The organism is Kitasatospora azatica KCTC 9699, assembly GCF_000744785.1.
GTDB lineage: Bacteria > Actinomycetota > Actinomycetes > Streptomycetales > Streptomycetaceae > Kitasatospora > Kitasatospora azatica.
Genome location: NZ_JQMO01000003.1, coordinates 813,418 through 832,254, shown reverse-complemented (window position 1 = coordinate 832,254; position 18,837 = coordinate 813,418). Strand labels below are relative to the sequence as shown.

The following is an 18,837-nucleotide window of genomic DNA, read 5'->3' as shown; positions in this document are numbered from 1 at the left end:
AGGATGCCCCACGTACTGACCGTGCGCACCACGGTGACCTGCGGACACACCCCCGGCAAGGTCACCACGGCGAGCAGCGCCAAGCTGACGGTCTCCGGTGTCCCGGTACTGCTCCCCAGCAGCATCGGGGACATGCCGGTGACCGGCTGCCCGCTGCTGCCCCCGCCACAGGGCACCGTGGCGTGCAAAGCCGTCGTCCAGGTCCAGCAGGGTGCGGCGGCCAAGCTCTCGGTGGGCGGCGAGCCGGTCGTCCTCGACACCCTCAGCGGGAGCACCAACGGCTCGATCCCGACCGACGTGCCGCCGACGCCGCAGACGCACCTCGCCGCCCCCACCGGCGAGCCGAAGCTGCAGGCCTCGTAGGCGGCCGCGATGACCACCGACCTCTACGGCCAGGGGATCGCCTTCCCGCTGCGGCTCGGCGTGCTGGGCCTGGCCCGGTCCGCGGGCGTGCAGCGGGTCGAGGAGTCGATCCGGCTCATCCTCGGCACCCAGTACGGCGAGCGGGTGATGCGCCCGACCTTCGGCTGCAACCTGCGCAGCCTCGCCTTCGCCCCCAACAACGACTCCACCGCCAACCTGGCCCGCTACTACGTCCAGGAGGGGCTGACCCGCTGGGAGCCGCGGATCGACCTGCTCACCGTCGAGGTCGCCAACGACCTTCCGCGCGACGCCCTGCTGATCGACCTGACCTACCGTCTGCGGACCACCGGGGACGTGCACAACCTCGTCTTCCCGTTCTACCTGGAGCGGCCACAGTGACCCTCGACTCCACCCGCGGGCGGATCAACCCGCCGAACCTGGACGACCGGACCTGGCAGGACCTGGTCGACGAGCTGCGCGCGCTGATCCCGACCTACGCCCCGGCCTGGACCGACCAGAACCCCAGCGACCTCGGCACCACCCTGCTGGAGCTCTTCGCCTGGCTGGTCGAGGGCACGATCTACCGCCTCAACCGGGTCCCGGAGAAGAACTACCTCGCCTTCCTCAACCTGCTCGGCGTCACCCGGGCCCCCGCCACCCCGGCCGCGAGCCAACTGACCTTCACCTCGGGTGCCGGTCCGGTGCTGGTCCCGACCGGCACCCAGGCGCACAGTCAGGCCGACGACGGTCGTCGGCCCGTGGTCTTCGAGACCGACGAGGACGTCACCGTGCTGCCGGTCAACCTGCGCAGCGCGGTCCTGGTCGGCCCGTACCCGGCCGGGGCGGGCAGCGCCCGGTACACCGATCTGACCGCCACTCTGGTCGGCCCACCCGCCGAGAAGCACCTGCTGGAGCTGGCGCCCGGTCAGAGCGCCGAGCTCTGCCTGGGCTTCGATCAGCCGACCACCGCCGAGCTGCAGCTCAAGCTGCGGCTCTACCTGCCGGTGCGCGACCCGGCCGCGGTCACCGCCGCCTGGGTCTACTCGCAGGGCGGCGTCGAGCCCGAGAACTGGCCGGCGGTGTCCCTGCTGGGCGACGCCACCAGCGGGCTGACCAGGGACGGTGGCGTGCGGTTCACGGTGCCGAGCGACTGGGCGGCCCAGCAGCCGAGCCCGAAGCCCGGCGGGGCCGGCGGCACCGGCTGGACCACGGTCACCCCGCAGGACCCGGGTGCCCCGGTGACCGACGCCCGCGCCTGGGTGGCCGTCCGGCTGACCAACACCTCCGCCTCCGCCACCGCCGTCGGCTTCGACCGGGTGCTCTTCAACTCCGCCTCGGCGCACAGTGCGCTGAGCATCCGGGTGCCCGAGGAGCTCGGCACCAGCACCGGCGCGCCGTTCCAGACCTTCGCCCTGCAGCACCGCCCGCTCTACCGCCGCCCGGACCTCACCGCGCCCTACGCGGACCTCGCCCTCGAGGTCGGCACGGGCTCCCCGACCAGCTGGCAGCCGTGGACCCAGGCGGACACCCTGCCGCCCGGCCCCGGACAGGTCTACCGCCTCGACCCGGTCACCGGCGAGATCAGCTTCGGCGACTACGACCCGCAGAGCACCCGCGGCAACGGCGCGGTGCCGCCGGCCGGCGCCCGGATCCGGGCCGCTCGCTACCGCTATGTGGACGCGGGCGCCGGCGGCAATGTGGCGCCGGGTCGGATCACCGGCGTCGGCACCACTCCGGCCGGCGCGCTGCCCGCCGGGATCACCGCCGTCACCAACCTGGGCAGCGGCTTCGACGGCACCGACGAGGAGCCGATCGAGGACACCCTGCGCCGGGCCCCCGAATCGCTGAAGATCCGCGACCGCGCCGTCACCGCCGACGACTACGAGTACCTCGCCGTCGAGGCCAGCGCCGATGTGAAGACCAGCCGCTGCCTGACCCCGCGACTGCAGTCCGCGATCGGCCCCACCCCACCGGGCGGCAGCGCCCCGGCGTGGAACGTCGGCGACCCCTGGGCCTTCGGCGGCATCGACCGCTCCCCGGGCAGCGTCAACGTGGTGATCGTCCCCGACCAGGGCGCCTCGGTGCCCCGCCCCACCCCGACCCGCGAGGTGCTCGACGCGGTGCGCGGCCACCTCGACCAGCGGCGCGACGTCACCTGCGCGCTGACCGTGCTGGAACCGCGCTACCTGCCGATCATCGCCGAGGTCGACCTGGTGATCTGGCAGCACGCGATCAACGCGGGCGCCGACCCGGACGCGATCGTCGCCGACACCCGAGCCCGGGTGGTCGCGTTCCTGCACCCCACCCGCGGCGGGCCGGACGGCACCGGCTGGCAGGTCGGCCAGGCCGTCTACACCTCGGACCTGTTCCAGGCGGTGATGCCCAGCCAGGACCTCGGCTACATCGCCGGCCTGACGGTCAAGGCGGACATCCCGCTCTACCACTTCCCGCCGCTCAATCCGGCCGGCACCGCCGCCAACTTCAACGACCTGCTGGAACGCCCGTTCCACCTGGAGTCGGCCGGTGCCTCGGTCCGGCTGGCCGACTACGAGCTGGTCTGCTCGGCCGACCCCGCCAAGCACGTCATCGGCAAGACCGTGCCACCGGTCTGACCGGCGCACAGCGGAGAGGAGCAGTCGCGATGGCCCAGAAGAGCAGTTACCTGCAGTACCTCCCGCCGGTGCTCTGGCGGGACGACCCCCAGGATCCGGAGTTCTCGCTCGGCGGCCTGCTGCGGATCTTCGAGAAGCTCCTCACCGGAGTCCCGGACGGGGCGGTGATCCGGCACGGCGGCCACACCCACCCGCCGATCGGCGAACAGATCGACCGGCTGGACCGGCTCTTCGACCCGTGGCAGACCCCGGCGCCGTTCCTGCCGTACCTGGCCTCCTGGGTCGCGCTGGAGTTCCCGACCCTGCAGGGCGAGCCGCTCTGGGACGAGTACCAGCAGCGCCGGGCGATCGCCGCCATGGTGCGGATCTACCGCCGGCGCGGGCTGCGTGGTGGCCTCAACGACTACCTCGACCTCTACTCCTCGGCCGCGATCCGCCCCCGGATCGCCCTGGACGACGGCAGCCGGGTGCTCACCGTCACCCCGGACCCGGTCGCGCCGACCGCGCCGGCACCGGTGGCCGCACTGGTCAGCCAGGGCCCGGTGCTGCAGGGCACGGCGCTCTGGGCCGAGGGCGTGGTGCGCCCCTGGACGGCGGCGGTGGGCGCCGACGGCAGCGTCTTCCTCGGCGACATCGGGGTGCCGGCCGGGGTCGCACTGCCGATCCGGAACCGGGTCTGGCGGATCAGCCCGGCCGGCCACTACGACCTCGGCCCGCCGCCCAAGGCCACCCCGCGCCCGCTGGCCGTGGACACCCTGGCGCTCAGTCAGGTCTGCGCGGTGGCGGTCCGGCCCGCGCGGTCCGGTCGGCCGGAGACCCTGTACGTGCTGGACCGTCCGGGCAAGCTGTCCGCCGTCGCCGCGCCCTACGTCGGGGTCCCGGCGGTGGCCGTCACCTCAGTGGCCGCGTCCGGTACGGTCAGCTGGCCGGTGGCGATGACCGTGGACGGCAACGGCAACCTGCTGGTCCTCGACCGCGGCGCGGCCCAGGGCTTCCCCAGCGCGCCGACGGTGATCACCGTCGACCTGGCCGGACCCACCGTCAGCAGAACAGCACTGCACACCGTGGTCGAGCCGCTCTCCCTGCTGGTCCGCCCGGACGGCTCGCTGCTGGTCGGCGACGGCGGCCCGCAGGACCCGGCCGATGCCGGCCAGTACCCCGGCAACCTGGTGCTGGTCGACCGGAGCAACCCGGCGAGCTGGACCGAGACCCCGCTGCTGCCCGCCGCCAATCCGCTGACCGCGCCGACCGGCCTGGCGCTGCTGCCCGACGGCGGACTCTACGTGCTGGACGCCGGGCTGAAACCGATCTGGCCGGCCGGCCAGACGGCGCCGTTCGTCCTCTCGGTGGCCGAACCGGCCGCCGTCCACCGGGTGGACCTCGGCGCCACCGTGCCCACCGTGGTCCGGGTGACCGAGCCGGGCCGGTTCGTCTACCCGACCGGGATGGCCACCGACGGCCACCGGTTGCTGGTCTGCGACCCGGGCCAGCACGAGGTGCCGCACCTGGACACCTTCTGGCCGCGGGTGCGCCCGTACCGCTTCGACGCCGTGATCCACTTCGCCGACCCGCGACTGCCGAGCGATCCGACGGAGCGTCAGCTGGCCCTCAACCGGGCGTACGGGGACATCAGGACCATCGTCGAGCAGGAGCGCCCGGCGCACACCCTGGTCAACCTGATCACCGAGATCTGACGCAGCACTGGACCCGGCCCGAGACCCGGCCCGGGAGCCGACCCGAGATCCGCACGCGATCTCCCGACCGGAGTTGTGGTGATGGCATGGCACTGATGCGCACCGAGTACACCAACCTCAGTACCGGAACGGTCCGCAGTGGCCCCACCGGCCACGGCGAGAGCCTGGACGACATGGAGAGCTTCCTGCTGCCGATGGAGCAGCTGCGGGCCGCCGCCCTGTACGGCTGGGGCGTGGCCTCCGGGCTGCAGGTGAGCGCCACCCTCGGCCAGCCGGGGCTCACCGTGGCCACCGGCTGCGCACTGGACGCCGCCGGCCACACCGTGGTGCTGGCGGCCGGCTCGGTCGCGGTGGTCGACCCGAACGCCGATCCCAACCAGCAGCAGAACATCCCCACCGTCCCGGTCGGAGCCAACGGCGTGCAGCTCGGCTCCGCCGGCCTGACCGGGGACCAACTGCTCACCCTGACCTGGCGCGAGGTGATCAGCCCCGACAGCCCGAGCCTGCTGCTGCACGCCCCGTGGCTGCGGCTGGTGGCGGCGGCCGGCTTCCAGGACCTCGGCCAGCAGCTGGTGCTGGCCGAGGCGACCTTGGACGCCACCGGCAACATCACCGCACTGCTGCCCGGCCTGCGCCGGGCGGTCTCGCTCGCCACCGGCCGACTGGCGCTGCGCACCCCGCAGCCCGTCACCGGACCAGGGGTCGGCGAACTCCCGGTCACCGAGCTGGCGCCGCGCGGCGACGGCGGCCTGGACATCGACCTGGTCACGGGCGGTGGCAGCGGGCGCCGACCGGCCCTGACGATCCAGGGGGCCACCGGCAACCTCGGGATCGGGATCGGCTCCGCACCGGCCCAGCGGATCGTCCACGTGGAGGGCTCCGAGGTGCACAGCGGTGGCGGCGGCGGTGGCTTCTCCTTCGCCGACCGCGCGGTCGAAACACTGGTGGACCAGCCGGGCTCCGGCGAGCGCTGGGTCTGGTACGCGGCCAACGGCGTGGCCCGGCTCTGGTCCGGGGACGACAAACTGACGGTCGGGGTCAGCGGCGAGGGCGGCGGTCTGGACGTCTCACGCCGGATGCGGGTGCGCCAGGGCGCGGACGCGTCGGCGGGCATCTGGTTCCACCAGAGCGACATCGACCAGGACTGCGCCTTCGTCGGGATGGCCTCGGACACCTCGGTCGGGTTCTACGGGACCGGCATCGGCTGGGGTCTGCAGATGGACAGCAACTCCGGCGCCCTGACCTTCTCCAGTGACTACGGCACGCCGAACGGGCCGTCCACGCTCTCGCTCTGGGCTTCGCGGATCGGGGACGTCGGCAACGGCGTGCTCTTCCTGCGCAGCGGCGGCAACGTGGTCGCCGTCGAGAAGGACTTCGTGGGCATCGGGACCACCACCCCGTCCAGCCGCCTGCAGGTGGTGGCGGACAGCGGCAACGCGATCGAGGTCGGTGGCGGTGGCACCGGTGTGATCGCGGACGGCAGCAACTACGGCGTCGTCGCGACCAGCCCCAACGACGGGATCTTCGCCATCGGCAGCAACAACGCCGGCGTCTTCTGGGGCAATGTCTACGTCTCCGGCGCCATCTCCAAGCCCGGCGGCGGCTTCAAGATCGACCATCCGCTCGACCCGGCCAACCAGTACCTCTCGCACTCCTTCGTCGAGTCGCCCGAGATGCTCAACCTCTACAACGGCACGGCGGTGATCGGCCCGGACGGCGAGGTGACGGTCGAGCTGCCCGACTGGTTCGCCGCCCTCAACCGGGACTTCTGCTACCAGCTGACCCCGATCGGCGACACCGCCCAGCTGTCGGTGGCCCGCGAGGTGCGTGACGACAGCTTCACCATCCGCTCCGACAAGCCCGGCATTCGGGTCAGCTGGCAGCTCACCGGGGTGCGCCAGGACCCCTGGGCCAACGCCAACCGGATCCCGGTGGCGGAACCAAAGCCGGAGCAGGAGCGCGACCGCTACCTGCACCCCGAGGTGCACGACCAGCCGATCGAGCGCCATGTCTGGGCACCGCTGGTCGGCGACCGGTTGGCGGGGCTGCGATGACCGGCGGCCAGGAGCTGGCCGGCCAGCTGCGCGACCGGCTCGCCGAGTTGCGCCGGGAGTACCAGGTGGGCGAGGAGCAGCTGCTGGTGCTGACCCAGCAGGAGGTCGTGCTGCGGCAGACCCTGTTGCGGATCGCCGGTGCCGTCCAGGTGCTGGAGGAGTTGCTGGCGACCCCTGCGGAGAGCGCCGAGCTGCCGCCACAGGTGGTGGTCGGTTAGCCGGGAACTGACGATCCATCAAGGCTCGCGCTGGGCCGGACGGGGGGACTCGACCCTCGTTCGGCCCAGCCTGCCTCGTGGTGGTGGCCAACGGTTCGCAGACTCGGATCCGGGGGTGGACCCGACTCTGGAGGCTTCCTCATGAACCTGGTTCTGCGCCGTACCACTCTGGCGACCGCCGCGGTCGCCCTCGCCCTGGGCGCCGCTGCCTGCAGCAGCGCGAAGCAGGCCAGCAGTCCCGCCAGCGGCTCGGCCGGCGGCAGCGGCGGCGCGATCAAGATCGGACTCCTGCTCCCGGAGACCAAGACCACCCGGTACGAGCAGTTCGACCGTCCGCTGATCGAGGCGCAGATCAAGGCGCTGGCCCCGAACGCGACGATCGACTACTACAACGCCAACCAGGACGCGACGACGCAGCAGACCCAGGTGGACACCGCGCTGACCAAGGGCGACAAGGTGCTGATCCTGGACGCGGTGGACGCCAAGGCGATCCAGTCCTCGGTGCAGAAGGCCCATGACGCGGGAGTGAAGGTGGTCGCCTACGACCGCCTCGCCCAGGGCCCGGTGGACGCCTACGTCTCCTTCGACAACCGCAAGGTCGGGCAGCTCCAGGGCCAGGCCCTGGTCGCCGCGGTCGGCGGCAAGGCGAGCAGCGGCCAGATCATCATGATCAACGGCTCGCCGACCGACCCCAACGCCGCCGAGTTCAAGGCCGGGGCGCACAGCGAGATCGACGGCAAGCTGAAGATCGGCAAGGAGTACGACACGCCGAACTGGGACCCGAACAACGCCAACCAGGAGGCCAGCGCCGCCATCACCGCGATCGGCGGAGCCAATGTGGTCGGCGTCTACTCGGCCAACGACGGCATGGCCGCCGGTATCGCGACGGCCCTCAAGTCCGCCAATCTGAGCGTCCCGCTGACCGGTCAGGACGCGCAGCTGGACGCGGTGCAGCGGATCCTGGTGAACACCCAGACGATGTCGATCTACAAGCCCTACAAGCCGGAGGCGAACACCGCGGGCACCATGGCGGTCGCCTACGCCCAGGGCAGCGAGCTCAACGCCTCGGTCGCGCCGACCACCGCCACCAGCGGCAGCGGGGTCAAGGTCAAGGCCAACCTGATCACCCCGATCGTGCTGACCAAGGACAACATCAAGACCACCGTGGTGGCCGACGGTCTCTATACCGTGGCCCAGATCTGCACCCCGGACTACGCCGCCGCCTGCACCGCCGCCGGCCTCCAGTAACGGGGAGCACACCATGGAAGCCGGTCCGGTCCTGGCCCTGCGCGGGGTCTCCAAGCGGTTCGGCGCCGTCCAGGCGCTGACCGACATCGAGCTCGAGGTGAACAGTGGCGAGGTGGTCGCCCTGGTGGGTGACAACGGCGCCGGCAAGTCGACCCTGGTCAAGGCGATCGCCGGGGTGAACCAGCCCGACGAGGGCGTGATCGAGTGGCAGGGCCGCTCGGTCGCCATCCACCGCCCGCAGGACGCCCAGCACCTGGGCGTGGCGACGGTCTACCAGGACCTGGCGCTCTGCGACAACCTGGACGTGGTCGGCAACCTGTTCCTCGGTCGCGAGATCAAGCGCTTCGGCGTGCTGGACGAGGTCGAGATGGAGAAGCGCTCGCGCACCCTGCTCGACACGCTGTCGATCCGGATCCCGAGCGTGCGGATCCCGATCGCCTCGCTCTCCGGCGGCCAGCGCCAGGTGGTCGCCATCGCCCGCTCGCTGATCGGCTCGCCGAAGGTGGTCATCCTCGACGAGCCGACCGCGGCGCTCGGTGTGGAGCAGACCGCGCAGGTCCTCGATCTGGTCGAGCGGCTGCGCGGTCAAGGCCTCGGGGTGATCCTGATCAGCCACAACATGGCCGATGTGATGGCCGTCGCGGACCGCATCGCGGTGCTGCGGCTCGGTCGCAACAACGGTGTCTTCGAGCGGAGTTCGACCACCCAGGAAGAGATCATCTCGGCCATCACCGGCGCCACGGACAACGCCGTGACCCGCCGTCAGGCCCGTGGCACGGAGGGCACCCAGTGACCGACGACCCCAACACCCCGCGCCAGGAAGGCCGGTTCGAGGACGGCTCGGAGCGCCATCACCTGCCCGAGGACACCATGCCCACCGGCGGGGTCAACGCGCCGGTGCCGGTGGCGGCCGAGGCGACCCCCGCCGTCGACCCGCGCCTGATCGTCCGGCAGGAGGGCGTCAAGGGCTACCTCGGCGAGTTCAAGCGTCGGCTCAGCAGCGGCGAGCTCGGCTCGGTGCCGGTGGTGCTGGCGCTGATCGTGATCTGGGCCGTCTTCGGCAGCCTGAACAGCAGCTTCCTGTCCGCGCAGAACCTGTCCAACCTGTCGCAGCAGATCGTCGGCACCGGGCTGATCGCGATCGGCGTGGTGTTCGTGCTGCTGCTCGGCGAGATCGACCTCTCGGTCGGCTCGGTCAGCGGCCTCTGCGCGGCGATCTACGCGGTGCTGGAGGTGACCCACGGGGTCAACCAGTGGGTCGCGCTGCTCTCCGCCGTCGTCAGCGGGGCGGTCGTCGGTCTGATCCAGGGCTTCTTCTTCGCCCGGGTCGGGGTGCCGGCCTTCGTCGTCACCCTGGCCGGCAACCTGGGCTGGAACGGCCTGATGCTGCAGGTCCTGGGCGCCAGCGGCACGGTCAACCTGAGCGGCAAGGACATCGTCTCCCGCCTCTACAGCACCATCTACGGCCAGCAGGGCGCCGCCTACGGGCTCGCCACCGCAGGTGTCGCGCTCTTCCTGGGCGCCGCGCTGGTGGACGCCAGGCGGCGACGGGCCGCCGGGGTGCCGTTCCGCCCGATCAGCGACATCGCGCTGCGCACCGTGTTGCTGGCGATCATCGCCTATCTCGCGGCCTACACGCTCAACCAGTACAAGGGGCTGCCGCTGGCCCTGCTGGTCTTCCTGATCTTCATCGTGGTGCTGGACTTCGTGCTGCGCCGGACCGGCTACGGTCGCAAGATCTTCGCGGTCGGCGGCAACATCGAGGGCGCCCGGCGTGCCGGTGTCAGCGTGCCGTGGATCCGGATGACGGTCTTCATGATCTGTTCCACCATGGCGGCGATCGGCGGGCTCTTCCTGGCCGCGCAGATCCAGTCGGCCAGCCAGACCTCCGGCGGCGGCAACCTGCTGATGAACGCGATCGCGGCGGCCGTCATCGGTGGCACCAGCCTCTTCGGCGGTCGCGGCTCGACCTGGTCGGCGCTGCTCGGTGCCCTGGTGATCGGCTCGATCCAGTCCGGCATGAACATCCAGGGCCTGAGCAACGCCATCCAGTTCATGATCACCGGCGCGGTGCTGCTGGCCGCCGTGGTGATCGACTCGCTGGCCCGCCGCACCCAGAAGGCCGCAGGTCGCGCCTAGGGATCCGGAGCGGCGGTCAGGTGGGCAGCAGGCGCTCGATGAACTGGCCCAGTTGGCGGGCGTTGCGGCACGGACGCATGGTCACCACGCCGGCGTACTCGGCGGCCGCCGAGTCGCCGGTGGACCAGAGCGCGGGCGGCTCCGGGTTGAGCCAGTACACCCGGCGCGCCCGGTCCGCGATCAGCTTGAGCGCGGGCAGGTTCGGGTCGCGGCGGTTGTTGCGGGCGTCGCCGAGGATCAGTACCGCGGTGCGCGGGGTGACCGCCTCCAGGTAGCGCTCGGTGAACTCGCCGAGGGCGGTGCCGTAGTCGCTGTACGGATGGTGGCCGGTCACCGTGGCCCGCGCGAGGTCGCCGTCGGTCACCTCGTCGGTGCGGTTGACGAAGGCGAAGACCCGCACCTTGCTGAACTGGTCGCGCAGCGCCTGGACCAGCAGCATGGTGAAGTCGGTGAAGCCCGCCACCGAGCTGGAGACGTCGCAGAGCAGCACCAGCTCCGGTCGCTGCGGTCGCCGCCGGCGGTAGGCGGGCCGCAGCGGGACGCCACCGGTGGAGAGCGAGCGCCGCAGGGTGCGGCGCAGGTCGATCTGCCCCCGCGCGGCCCGGCGTCGACGGGCGGCCAGCCGGGTGGCGAGTTTGCGGGCCAGCGGCTGCACGGTGCGGCGCAGTTCGGCGAGTTGGGCCTGGTTGGCGAAGAGGAAGTCGGTCCGGTCGACGCTGGGTGCCACGGCGCGGCGGGCGATCTCGTCCGTCCCGCTCAGTTCGGCGGCCCGGCGGCGGGCCTCGGTGCCGACCTGGGCGCGGAAGGCCCCGATCCGGCGGCGGATCTCCTCGGCCTCCAGGCGGTCGGTGAACTCGGGCACGCTGCGGCCCTGGCGCTGCCCGGCGAGCACCCGGGCGAGCAGGGTCTGCGGGCGCAGCCGGTCCAGGGTCTGGGCGGCCGACCAGCCGCCCGAGCCCGGTGGGTTGCCGAACTGACCAAGCGCTTGCACAGCCTCGGCGGCCAGACCGGCGAGCGCGGCCCGGTCGTTGGCGGCCAGCGCCTCGGCGAGTCGCTCGCGCAGCTCGGCCACGCTCGACTCGCCCTGCGGCGCGCCGACCCGAAGCGGGAAGTACAGGTCGAAGGTGGCGTCGAAGACGGCTCGTTGGCCCTCTCCGCGCAGCAGCGCGGAGGCCAGACCGGCCCGCAGCCGCTCGCGGTGTTCCAGCCCGAGCACCGCGACCACCGCGCCGGCGTCCAGCGTCTCGCCCGGGCCGACCCGCACCCCGTGCCCGCGCAGCGCGTGCACGAAGGAGGTCAGCCGTTCGGGCACTCCGCCGGTCACGGTCACGACAGGGTCAGCTCTTCGGCCGCCCGGCGGATGTCCTCCTGGTGCTTGAGGATCACCCCGAGGCTGTCGCGCACCACGGCCTCGTCCAGCGTGTCGGCGCCGAGCGCCAGCAGGGTGCGGGCCCAGTCGATGGTCTCCGCCACCGAGGGCAGCTTGCGCAGCTCCATTGCCCGCAGCGCGCCGACCACCTTGACCACCGACTCGGCCAGCGCCCGATCCAGGCCCGGCACCTTGAGCCGGACGATCCGCTGCTCCAACTCGGCGTCGGGGAAGTCCAGATGGAGGAACAGGCAGCGCCGGCGCAGGGCCTCGGAGAGCTCCCGGGTGGCGTTGGAGGTCAGCACCACGAAGGGACGGCGCTCGGCGGTGATGGTGCCGAGCTCGGGCACCGTCACCTGGAAGTCGCTGAGCACCTCGAGCAGCAGCCCCTCGACCTCGACGTCGGCCTTGTCGGTCTCGTCGACCAGCAGCACGGTCGGCTGGTTGCCGCGGATCGCGGTGAGCAGCGGGCGGGGCAGCAGGAACTCCTCGCTGAAGATGTCGCTGCGGGCCTCGTCCCAGCTCTCCTCGCGGCCGGCGGTGATCCGCAGCAGCTGCTTGGCGTGGTTCCACTCGTACAGAGCCCGGGACTCGTCCACGCCCTCGTAGCACTGCAGCCGGATCAGCCGGGCGCCGGCGACCGCGGCCACCGCCTTGGCCAGCTCGGTCTTGCCGACTCCGGCAGGGCCCTCGACCAGCAGCGGCTTGCCGAGCCGGTCGGCCAGGAAGACGGTGGTGGCCACCGCCGTCGATGCCAGGTAGCCGACCTCGGCGAGGCGCGTGGCGACCTCGTCGACCGTGGCGAAGATCCCCGTCCCGTCCGCACCGCTCATGGCGCCGACCCCCTCCCGTTGTCGCTTCCGGCGGCCAGCCTATCCAAGCGGGCGATGATCGCCGGTGGGTGGGCGGCCCATAGAGCGGCGGTGGCACAGGAATGGTGACGGCCCCGAGGTACGGATGGACTCCCGCCCGGCGACGGTTCCCGGTCCGGAGGGCGGGCCGGGTGCGGTGCAGCCCTGGAGCAGGCAGCGGATGCGCAGCAACAACGAGTGGCTGCTACTGGAACGGCTGCGTACCGACGATCCGGTCTCGCGTGCCCAACTCGCGCGGGACACCGGCCTGTCCAAGCCGGCGGTGTGGGCTGCGCCGGCGATCCTGGAGCAGGCCGGGCTGGTCCGCGAGGCCGGGCTGCTGGCGCCCGAGCGCGGGCGGGTCGCGGTGCTCTACGCGCCCGACCCGACGGCCGGCCACGTGCTCGGGGTGGACATCGGCCGGGCTCGCGCCGCCCAGGTGGTGCACGCGGTGATCGGCTCGCCCGGCGTCTAGGACGAGAAGCAGCAGCGGGTGCACTATGCGGTGCAGCTGCCCGGTTGGGGGCGGCGCGGGCTGTTCAAGTACTTGACTGGCTGGCTTTCAGGGCGGTTCACCAGGTGGAGCTGGTCCAGCCCGGGACGGCGCGGCGGATGGCCGCCGTGTCGTCCCGTTCGCGCAGCGTGCCGTCGTCCTCGGTCCAGCGCCGGTGCAGCCGTTCCAGCGCCGTTCGGTCCAGCTCGACGCCGAGGCCGGGGGTGTCGGTGACGGTCAAGGAGCCGCTGTGGAACCGATGCTGACTGGTGATCACATCCTCGGTGAGCCACGGGTAGTGGCTGTCGCAGGGGTGGTCGAGGTTGGGCAGGGTGGCCGCGACCTGGGTCATCGCGGCTAGGCTGATGCCCAGATGGGTGTTGGAGTGCATGGACAGGCCCACTCCGAAGGTGCGGCAGACGGCGGCCAGTTGCTGGGTGGCCCGCAGCCCGCCCCAGTAGTGGTGGTCGGAGAGCACCACCTGCACCGCGCCGGCCGTGAACGCCTCGCGAACCTCCTCGAAGCCGGTCACGCACATGTTGGTGGCCAACGGCAGTGGACTGCGGGCGGCCAGCTCGGCCATCGCCGCAGTGCCGGCCGTCGGGTCCTCCAAGTACTCGAGCACATCGGAGAGTTGCTCGGCCACTCGAAGGGCGGTCGGGACCGACCAGGCGCCGTTCGGATCCAGCCGTAGCGGTCGGCCGGGGAAGGCCTCGGCGAGCGCGCGGATCGCGGCCACCTCCTGCTCGGGCGGGAAGACCCCGCCCTTGAGCTTGAAGGAGTCGAAGCCGTGCAGCTCCACCATCCGCCGGGCCTGCGCGACCAGCCCGGCCGGGTCCAGCGCCGCGCCCCAGTGGTCCACGGGGCCGCCCGGGTGCCGGTCCCACTTGTAGAACAGATAGGCCGCGTAGGGGACTTGGTCGCGGACCTTGCCGCCGAGCAGGACGTGCACCGGTAGGCCGAGGGTCCTGCCCAAGGCGTCCAGGCAGGCGACCTCGAAGCCGGAGACCACCGAGCGAACGAGCTTGTGCAGGCTCTGCGCGCCCCGCAGGCCGCCGGCGCTGACCGACTCGTCGAGGTCGCCGCCGTCCGACGCGGCGAGGCTCTCGGCGATGCGCAGCAGCAGATTGACGTTCGCCACCGGGTGACCCTTCAGGGCCTCGGCCAGTCGTGCGGCGAGCGCGAGACAGTGTCCGTCGCCGTAGGTCTCGCCCAGTCCCACCACCCCGCCGGTGGTTTCGACCTCGATCACCAGCCGAGGGGTCTGCGGCTGGTGCACGCCCTGGGTGTTGAGCAGCGGGGGATCGGCGACCAGCACCGGGGTCAGCCGGACTGCGGCGATGGTGGGGGAGGACGTCACTTGGGCGGCTCCATCCGGGTGAAGTCGCCACCGATGTAGCGGAACTCCACGTCGTCCTCGGAGAGTTCGCCGTACTCGGCGATCAGCTTGGCGGCGAACACCTCGGCATCGTCCTGCGGCTGGTAGCCGAGCGCCCGGGCCGGGGCCAGGTCCCACCAGGCGCGGGTGTTGGCGGAGATGCCGTAGACCACTCGGTGGCCGCTGACCGGGGCGCTCAGCGCGGCGTGCACCAGGCGGCCGCAGTCGCCGGGGCTGAGCCAGGTGGCCAGCTGCCGGACCGTCTCCGGGTGCTCGAAGCAGGAGCCGATCCGGATCGAGACGGTGTCGATGCCGTGCCGGTCGGCGTACAGCGAGGCCAGGTTCTCGCCGAAGCACTTGGACAGACCGTAGTAGGTGTCGGGCCGCAACTCGGTCTCCACCGGTACGAGTTCGCCCGGTTCGGGGCGCTCGGTGAAGCCCACGGCGTGGTTGCTGCTGGCGTAGACGACTCGTCGGACGCCGGCTGCCCGGGCCGCCTCGTAGACGCGGTAGGTCCCGTCGATGTTGGCGGCGAGCAGGTCGGCGAACTCCGCCTCCAGCGGGATCCCGGCCAGGTGTACCACGGCGTCGACGCCCGCCATCGCGGCGGCCAGGGCCTCGGAGTCCAGCAGGTCGGCGGTGATCGCCTCGGGATCGCCGGGCACCGGCGCGCGGTCGAAGTTGCGCAGGCGGTAGCCGTAGCTGGGCAGTTCGGTGCGCAGGATGGTGCCGACGCCGCCGGCGGCGCCGGTGAGCAGGACGGTGCGGGGCTCGGTCAAGGCGACTCCCTCTCCTGGTTCACATGTATGAATCTATGCTCGGCACGCTATGAGTGCGACCGGGTGCTGTCAAGGATCGCAACTCCCCTTCAGATAGCGACTGAGCTGCCCCGGAGCGGAGTCTTGACCGGAACTCGGTGGCACCCATACGGTCAAGGTCGTGTTCATGTATGTGTATATCGATCAAGTGAGGAAGCCATGCCCGAACGTTCCCTCGCCGACCGCCTCGACGGACTGCTCTTCTTCCCCGTCACCGCCTTCGCACCGGACGGCGGGCTCGACACGCCCACCTTCCGGGTCCATGTCCGCCAGGGCGTCGCGGCCGGTGCGGGCGCCGTCTTCGCGGCCTGTGGCACCGGCGAGTACCACGCGCTCGACCTGGACGAGTACGAGGAGGTGGTGCGGGCCGCTGTCGCCGAGGCCGCCGGGCAGGTCCCGGTGGTCGCCGGGGTGGGCCACGGCACCGCGCTCGCCGCCCGCTTCGCCGAACGCGCCGAACGTGCCGGCGCGGACGGCCTGTTGGCCATGCCGCCGTACCTGGTCAAGCCCGACCAGGACGGGCTGCTGCGGCACTACCGCGCACTTGTCGAGGCCAGCTCGCTGGAACTGATCGTCTACCAGCGCGACAACGCGGTGCTGACCCCCGCCTCGGTGGTCGAGCTCACCGGCATCCCCGCGGTGATCGGTCTCAAGGACGGGGTCGGCGACCTCGAGCTGATGCAGCGGATCGTCAGCGCGGTGCGCACCGAGGTGCCGGAACGTCCGTTCCTCTACTTCAACGGCCTGCCGACCGCCGAACTGACCGGGCCGGCCTACCGCAGCATCGGGATCAGCCGGTACTCCTCGGCGGTGTTCTGCTTCGCGCCGGATCTCGCGCTGGCCTTCCACCGGGCGCTCGGCAGCGGAGCGGACGAGACCGTCAACCGCCTGATCGACGGCTTCTACCGCCCACTGGTGGAGCTGCGCCGGCTGGGCCGTGGGTACGCCGTCTCGCTGGTCAAGGCGGGGGTGCGGCTGCAAGGGCTGGACGTAGGCACGGTCCGGCCACCGCTGAGCGAACCGGCCCCGGAGCATCTGAAGCGGCTGGCCGAACTCATCGACCACGGCCGGACCCTGATCTGATCCGGGCAGGAGTCGCGACCATGCGTACCGCTGCCTACCTCTACCCGTGGGACGTGCTCGGCGATCCCGCGGCGCCGGCTCGGATCGCCGATCTCGGCGTCCGAGGTGTCACGCTGGCCGCCGCCTACCACAGCACCCGCGCACTGACGCCCCGTCATCCGCAGGACCGGATCGTCACCGCCGAACACAGCGCCGTCTACTACCCGGTGGACCGGCGGCGTTGGTCGGCGCGGCAGCTGCGTCCCTACCCGCAGGGCTGGATGGCCGAGCCCGATCCCTTCGGTACGGCCGCCGCCGCGCTGGTCGAGGCAGGTCTCGAGGTGCACTCCTGGGTGGTCCTGGCGCACAACTCGCGGCTCGGGTCCGAGCATCCGGGCAGTTGCGTGCGCAATGCCTACGGCGACCGGCTTCCGTGGGCGCCGTGCATTGCGCAGCCCGAAGTAGTGGACTACCTGGTCGAGTCGGCGGTCGAGGCAGCGCTGCGCCGGGTGGCGGTGGGCCGGCCAGCCCCGAGGCCGAGGGCCGGGTACCCGCAGGCCGGGGTGTGGCCAACCTGACCGTGGTCGCCGGGCTCGGTGGACGGCCGGCCCGGCTGGCCGGGCTCGGAGATCGCTGTGATCGGAGAGGGCTGGGGCTCAGAGGTGACGGACCGTCATGAGCAACCGGTTGCGGGCCTCCAGCAGCGCCTCGCGGATCAGCTGCTCCCGGCCGGGGGTGAGCCGGGCGACCGGGACCGAGACGCTGATCGCGTCCCGGGCGGGTGTGCGGTACGGGATCGCGATGCCGAAGCAGCGCAGGCCGAGGGTGTTCTCCTCGTTGTCGATCGCGAACCCGCGCTCGCGGACCTGGTGCAGTTCCTCGATCAGCACGGCCGGGTCGGTGATCGTGTTCTCGGTGAGCGAGGCCAGCTCGGCCGGCAGCATCGCGCGCACCTGCTCGTCGGAGTAGGTGGCCAGCAGCGCCTTGCCGTGCGAGGTGGTGTGCGCGGGCAGCCGGCGACCCACCCGGGCGAAGGGCCGCAGGTAGTGCTGCGATTCGCGGGTGGCCAGGTAGACCACGTCCAGACCGTCGAGGCGGGCCAGGTGGACCGTCTCGGTGGTCTCGGCGGCCAGCTTGTCCAGCACTGGGCGGGAGGCCGAGACCACCTCGTCGCCGTCGATGTAGGAGGTGCCGACCAGGAGTGCCCGCACGCCGATGCCGTACCTGGTGCCGGTCGCGTCGGTCTCCACCCAGCCCAGCTCGACCAGGGTGCGCAGCAGCATGTAGAGGCTGCTCTTGGGGTAGCCGACCTGTTCGTGAACCTCGGCCAGGCTGTGCATCCCCGGGTGGCTCGCGAAGTACTCCAGCAGCTCGACCGTGCGGACCGCGGACTTCACCTGGGCGCCGCCGGAGCCGGACTCGGCAGGCGTGGGCTGTGCCATGAGGTCTGACCCCCCTTTTCGCAGGTACGCAGGTTCGCACCCGTCTTCAGCATAACGGCTGCCATTCAGCCACCGGAATGCATCTTCAAGAACCCACAGCTCAGAAGGAGTCACCATGGCAGTCCCCGTGTGGCGCGTAGCCGTGCGGACCGGCGAGCGGACCCGCCCGTACCCGGCGGCCACCGGCAGTGCCAGCTCGGTCGGCGCGACCGCGATGGAGCGCTGGCTGCGGCCGGTCGCCTACCAGGGAGTCGTGCAGTACCTGCTGCCGCCCGAACTGCACGACGACAACCCGCTCGGTCTGCTCCGCCGGGTCGACGGAGTGCTCCAACGCTGAGCAGGCCCACCCGTCGGCGATCCGCTGCGATCCACTGCGACTCGCGGTGATTCGCATCTGTGAATTCGGTTCAGGAGTTTGACTGCTGGTCGGTGCTGCAGTGTGATGCACGTACGCGGTCACCTGGTCGTTCCCGATCGTGGTCGGCATCGGCATCGGCATCGGCATCGGCGCCCGGCTCTTCGCGCCACGGCTCAACCGGGTCCGCTCCCGGCTCGGGGTGGCCTCACCGCTGGAGTTCCTGGCGGCCCGCTACAACGTCACCACCCAGCAGGTGTCGGCCTGGAGCGGCAGTCTGCTGAAGATCGTGGACGTCGGCGCCAAGTGGGCCGCGATCGCCACCCTGCTCTCGGTCTTCACCGGCCTGAGCCTGGGCCGGGGCATCCTGATCACCGGCATCACCGGTGCGACTACCGCCGTCTACTGCCAAGTGGGTGGCCGGCCTGATCGGCCCGATCAGCATCCCGCTGCTGCTCGGTATGCTCCCGCTATTCCGGCGCAGCGGCCCGACGGCCGCGCTCACCTCCTGGGCGGCCGGGCCTGTTCGTCCTCTGGCTCACCAACTACGGTCTGAGCGGCCAGAGTACCCAGGTGCAGATCGCGGCGCCGGTGGCCACCTCACTGGTGCTCTTCACCGTGCTCGGCCTGCTCCGGTCGGAGGCCACCCCGGAGCGCGACGCGCTGCTCGCGCTGGTCAACCAGGACGGCGGCGGCGCGACCGTGCCCGCTCAGGGGCGGTGAGTCGGCGCCGTCGCCGAG

The 18,837-nt window shown here is 71.8% G+C and carries 16 protein-coding genes and 4 pseudogenes; 15 read left to right on the top strand and 5 right to left on the bottom strand.

From position 1 onward, the window contains the following. Window positions 1–3 precede the first annotated feature (3 nt). The 9 genes from BR98_RS14875 (at window position 4) to BR98_RS14835 (ending at window position 10,328) form a co-directional block, all read left to right on the top strand. Window positions 4–363 (top strand): hypothetical protein, encoded by a 360-nt coding sequence (locus tag BR98_RS14875; protein ID WP_157537785.1) that lies wholly within the window; start codon window positions 4–6, stop codon window positions 361–363. A gap of 9 nt (window positions 364–372) precedes the next feature. Then, window positions 373–762, top strand: coding sequence for a GPW/gp25 family protein (locus BR98_RS14870; protein ID WP_035845062.1), 390 nt, complete (start codon window positions 373–375; stop codon window positions 760–762). Continuing rightward, entirely contained in the window at window positions 759–2,975 is a 2,217-nt protein-coding gene (locus tag BR98_RS14865; RefSeq protein ID WP_035845060.1) for a putative baseplate assembly protein, read from the top strand. The genes BR98_RS14870 and BR98_RS14865 overlap by 4 nt, the downstream gene beginning before the upstream one ends. A gap of 29 nt (window positions 2,976–3,004) precedes the next feature. Further along, window positions 3,005–4,669 (top strand): phage tail protein, encoded by a 1,665-nt coding sequence (locus BR98_RS36340; protein WP_051969779.1) that lies wholly within the window; start codon window positions 3,005–3,007, stop codon window positions 4,667–4,669. An 86-nt stretch (window positions 4,670–4,755) separates the two neighbouring features. Next, window positions 4,756–6,723, top strand: coding sequence for a hypothetical protein (locus BR98_RS14855; protein WP_035845056.1), 1,968 nt, complete (start codon window positions 4,756–4,758; stop codon window positions 6,721–6,723). Continuing rightward, complete coding sequence (locus tag BR98_RS14850) at window positions 6,720–6,941, top strand: hypothetical protein (RefSeq protein WP_035845054.1); 222 nt, start codon at window positions 6,720–6,722, stop codon at window positions 6,939–6,941. The genes BR98_RS14855 and BR98_RS14850 overlap by 4 nt, the downstream gene beginning before the upstream one ends. A 141-nt stretch (window positions 6,942–7,082) precedes the next feature. Next, window positions 7,083–8,189 carry a sugar ABC transporter substrate-binding protein gene (locus BR98_RS14845; protein ID WP_035845052.1) on the top strand — a complete coding sequence of 369 codons (1,107 nt, stop codon included), beginning with the start codon at window positions 7,083–7,085 and terminating at the stop codon, window positions 8,187–8,189. Between the two features lie 13 nt (window positions 8,190–8,202). After that, entirely contained in the window at window positions 8,203–8,982 is a 780-nt protein-coding gene (locus BR98_RS14840) for an ATP-binding cassette domain-containing protein (RefSeq protein WP_035845051.1), read from the top strand. 77 nt (window positions 8,983–9,059) lie between these two features. Beyond that, window positions 9,060–10,328: a sugar ABC transporter permease gene (locus BR98_RS14835; RefSeq protein WP_051971065.1), complete on the top strand. Its 1,269-nt coding sequence runs from the start codon at window positions 9,060–9,062 to the stop codon at window positions 10,326–10,328. Between the two features lie 16 nt (window positions 10,329–10,344). On the opposite strand, the gene BR98_RS14830 is transcribed toward BR98_RS14835, so the two are convergent. Together BR98_RS14830 and BR98_RS14825 are read right to left on the bottom strand one after the other, a co-directional pair. Further along, window positions 10,345–11,658 carry a vWA domain-containing protein gene (locus tag BR98_RS14830; RefSeq protein WP_198042225.1) on the bottom strand — a complete coding sequence of 438 codons (1,314 nt, stop codon included), beginning with the start codon at window positions 11,656–11,658 and terminating at the stop codon, window positions 10,345–10,347. Then, window positions 11,655–12,530, bottom strand: a complete 876-nt coding sequence (locus BR98_RS14825; RefSeq protein ID WP_035845050.1) for an AAA family ATPase — start codon at window positions 12,528–12,530, stop codon at window positions 11,655–11,657. Before BR98_RS14825 ends, BR98_RS14830 begins: the two co-directional genes overlap by 4 nt. A 124-nt stretch (window positions 12,531–12,654) precedes the next feature. On the opposite strand from BR98_RS14825, the pseudogene BR98_RS14820 reads away from it, so the two are divergent. Further along, window positions 12,655–13,089 (top strand): annotated as a pseudogene (locus tag BR98_RS14820) (sugar kinase); the annotation flags it as partial. A 31-nt stretch (window positions 13,090–13,120) separates the two neighbouring features. Here BR98_RS14820 and BR98_RS14815 read toward each other — a convergent pair. Together BR98_RS14815 and BR98_RS14810 are read right to left on the bottom strand one after the other, a co-directional pair. Further along, window positions 13,121–14,401 (bottom strand): enolase C-terminal domain-like protein, encoded by a 1,281-nt coding sequence (locus BR98_RS14815; protein ID WP_035845048.1) that lies wholly within the window; start codon window positions 14,399–14,401, stop codon window positions 13,121–13,123. Beyond that, window positions 14,398–15,198, bottom strand: coding sequence for an NAD-dependent epimerase/dehydratase family protein (locus tag BR98_RS14810; protein ID WP_035845046.1), 801 nt, complete (start codon window positions 15,196–15,198; stop codon window positions 14,398–14,400). The genes BR98_RS14815 and BR98_RS14810 overlap by 4 nt, the downstream gene beginning before the upstream one ends. A 198-nt stretch (window positions 15,199–15,396) precedes the next feature. On the opposite strand from BR98_RS14810, the gene BR98_RS14805 reads away from it, so the two are divergent. Both BR98_RS14805 and BR98_RS14800 read left to right on the top strand, forming a co-directional pair. Beyond that, complete coding sequence (locus tag BR98_RS14805) at window positions 15,397–16,320, top strand: 5-dehydro-4-deoxyglucarate dehydratase (protein WP_035845045.1); 924 nt, start codon at window positions 15,397–15,399, stop codon at window positions 16,318–16,320. Window positions 16,321–16,340: 20 nt separating this feature from the next. After that, a pseudogene (locus tag BR98_RS14800) lies at window positions 16,341–16,820 on the top strand (hypothetical protein); the annotation flags it as partial. Between the two features lie 135 nt (window positions 16,821–16,955). On the opposite strand, the gene BR98_RS14795 reads toward BR98_RS14800, so the two are convergent. Beyond that, window positions 16,956–17,741, bottom strand: a complete 786-nt coding sequence (locus tag BR98_RS14795; RefSeq protein WP_035845043.1) for an IclR family transcriptional regulator — start codon at window positions 17,739–17,741, stop codon at window positions 16,956–16,958. A gap of 166 nt (window positions 17,742–17,907) precedes the next feature. Here BR98_RS14795 and BR98_RS14790 point away from each other — a divergent pair. From BR98_RS14790 to BR98_RS42560, 3 genes and pseudogenes are all read left to right on the top strand, one after another. Continuing rightward, window positions 17,908–18,078 (top strand): annotated as a pseudogene (locus tag BR98_RS14790) (aldehyde dehydrogenase (NADP(+))); the annotation flags it as partial. A gap of 109 nt (window positions 18,079–18,187) precedes the next feature. Continuing rightward, window positions 18,188–18,517: pseudogene (locus BR98_RS42565) on the top strand (Na+:solute symporter); the annotation flags it as partial. Between the two features lie 152 nt (window positions 18,518–18,669). Continuing rightward, window positions 18,670–18,819: a hypothetical protein gene (locus BR98_RS42560; RefSeq protein ID WP_407639453.1), complete on the top strand. Its 150-nt coding sequence runs from the start codon at window positions 18,670–18,672 to the stop codon at window positions 18,817–18,819. Window positions 18,820–18,837: the final 18 nt, after the last annotated feature.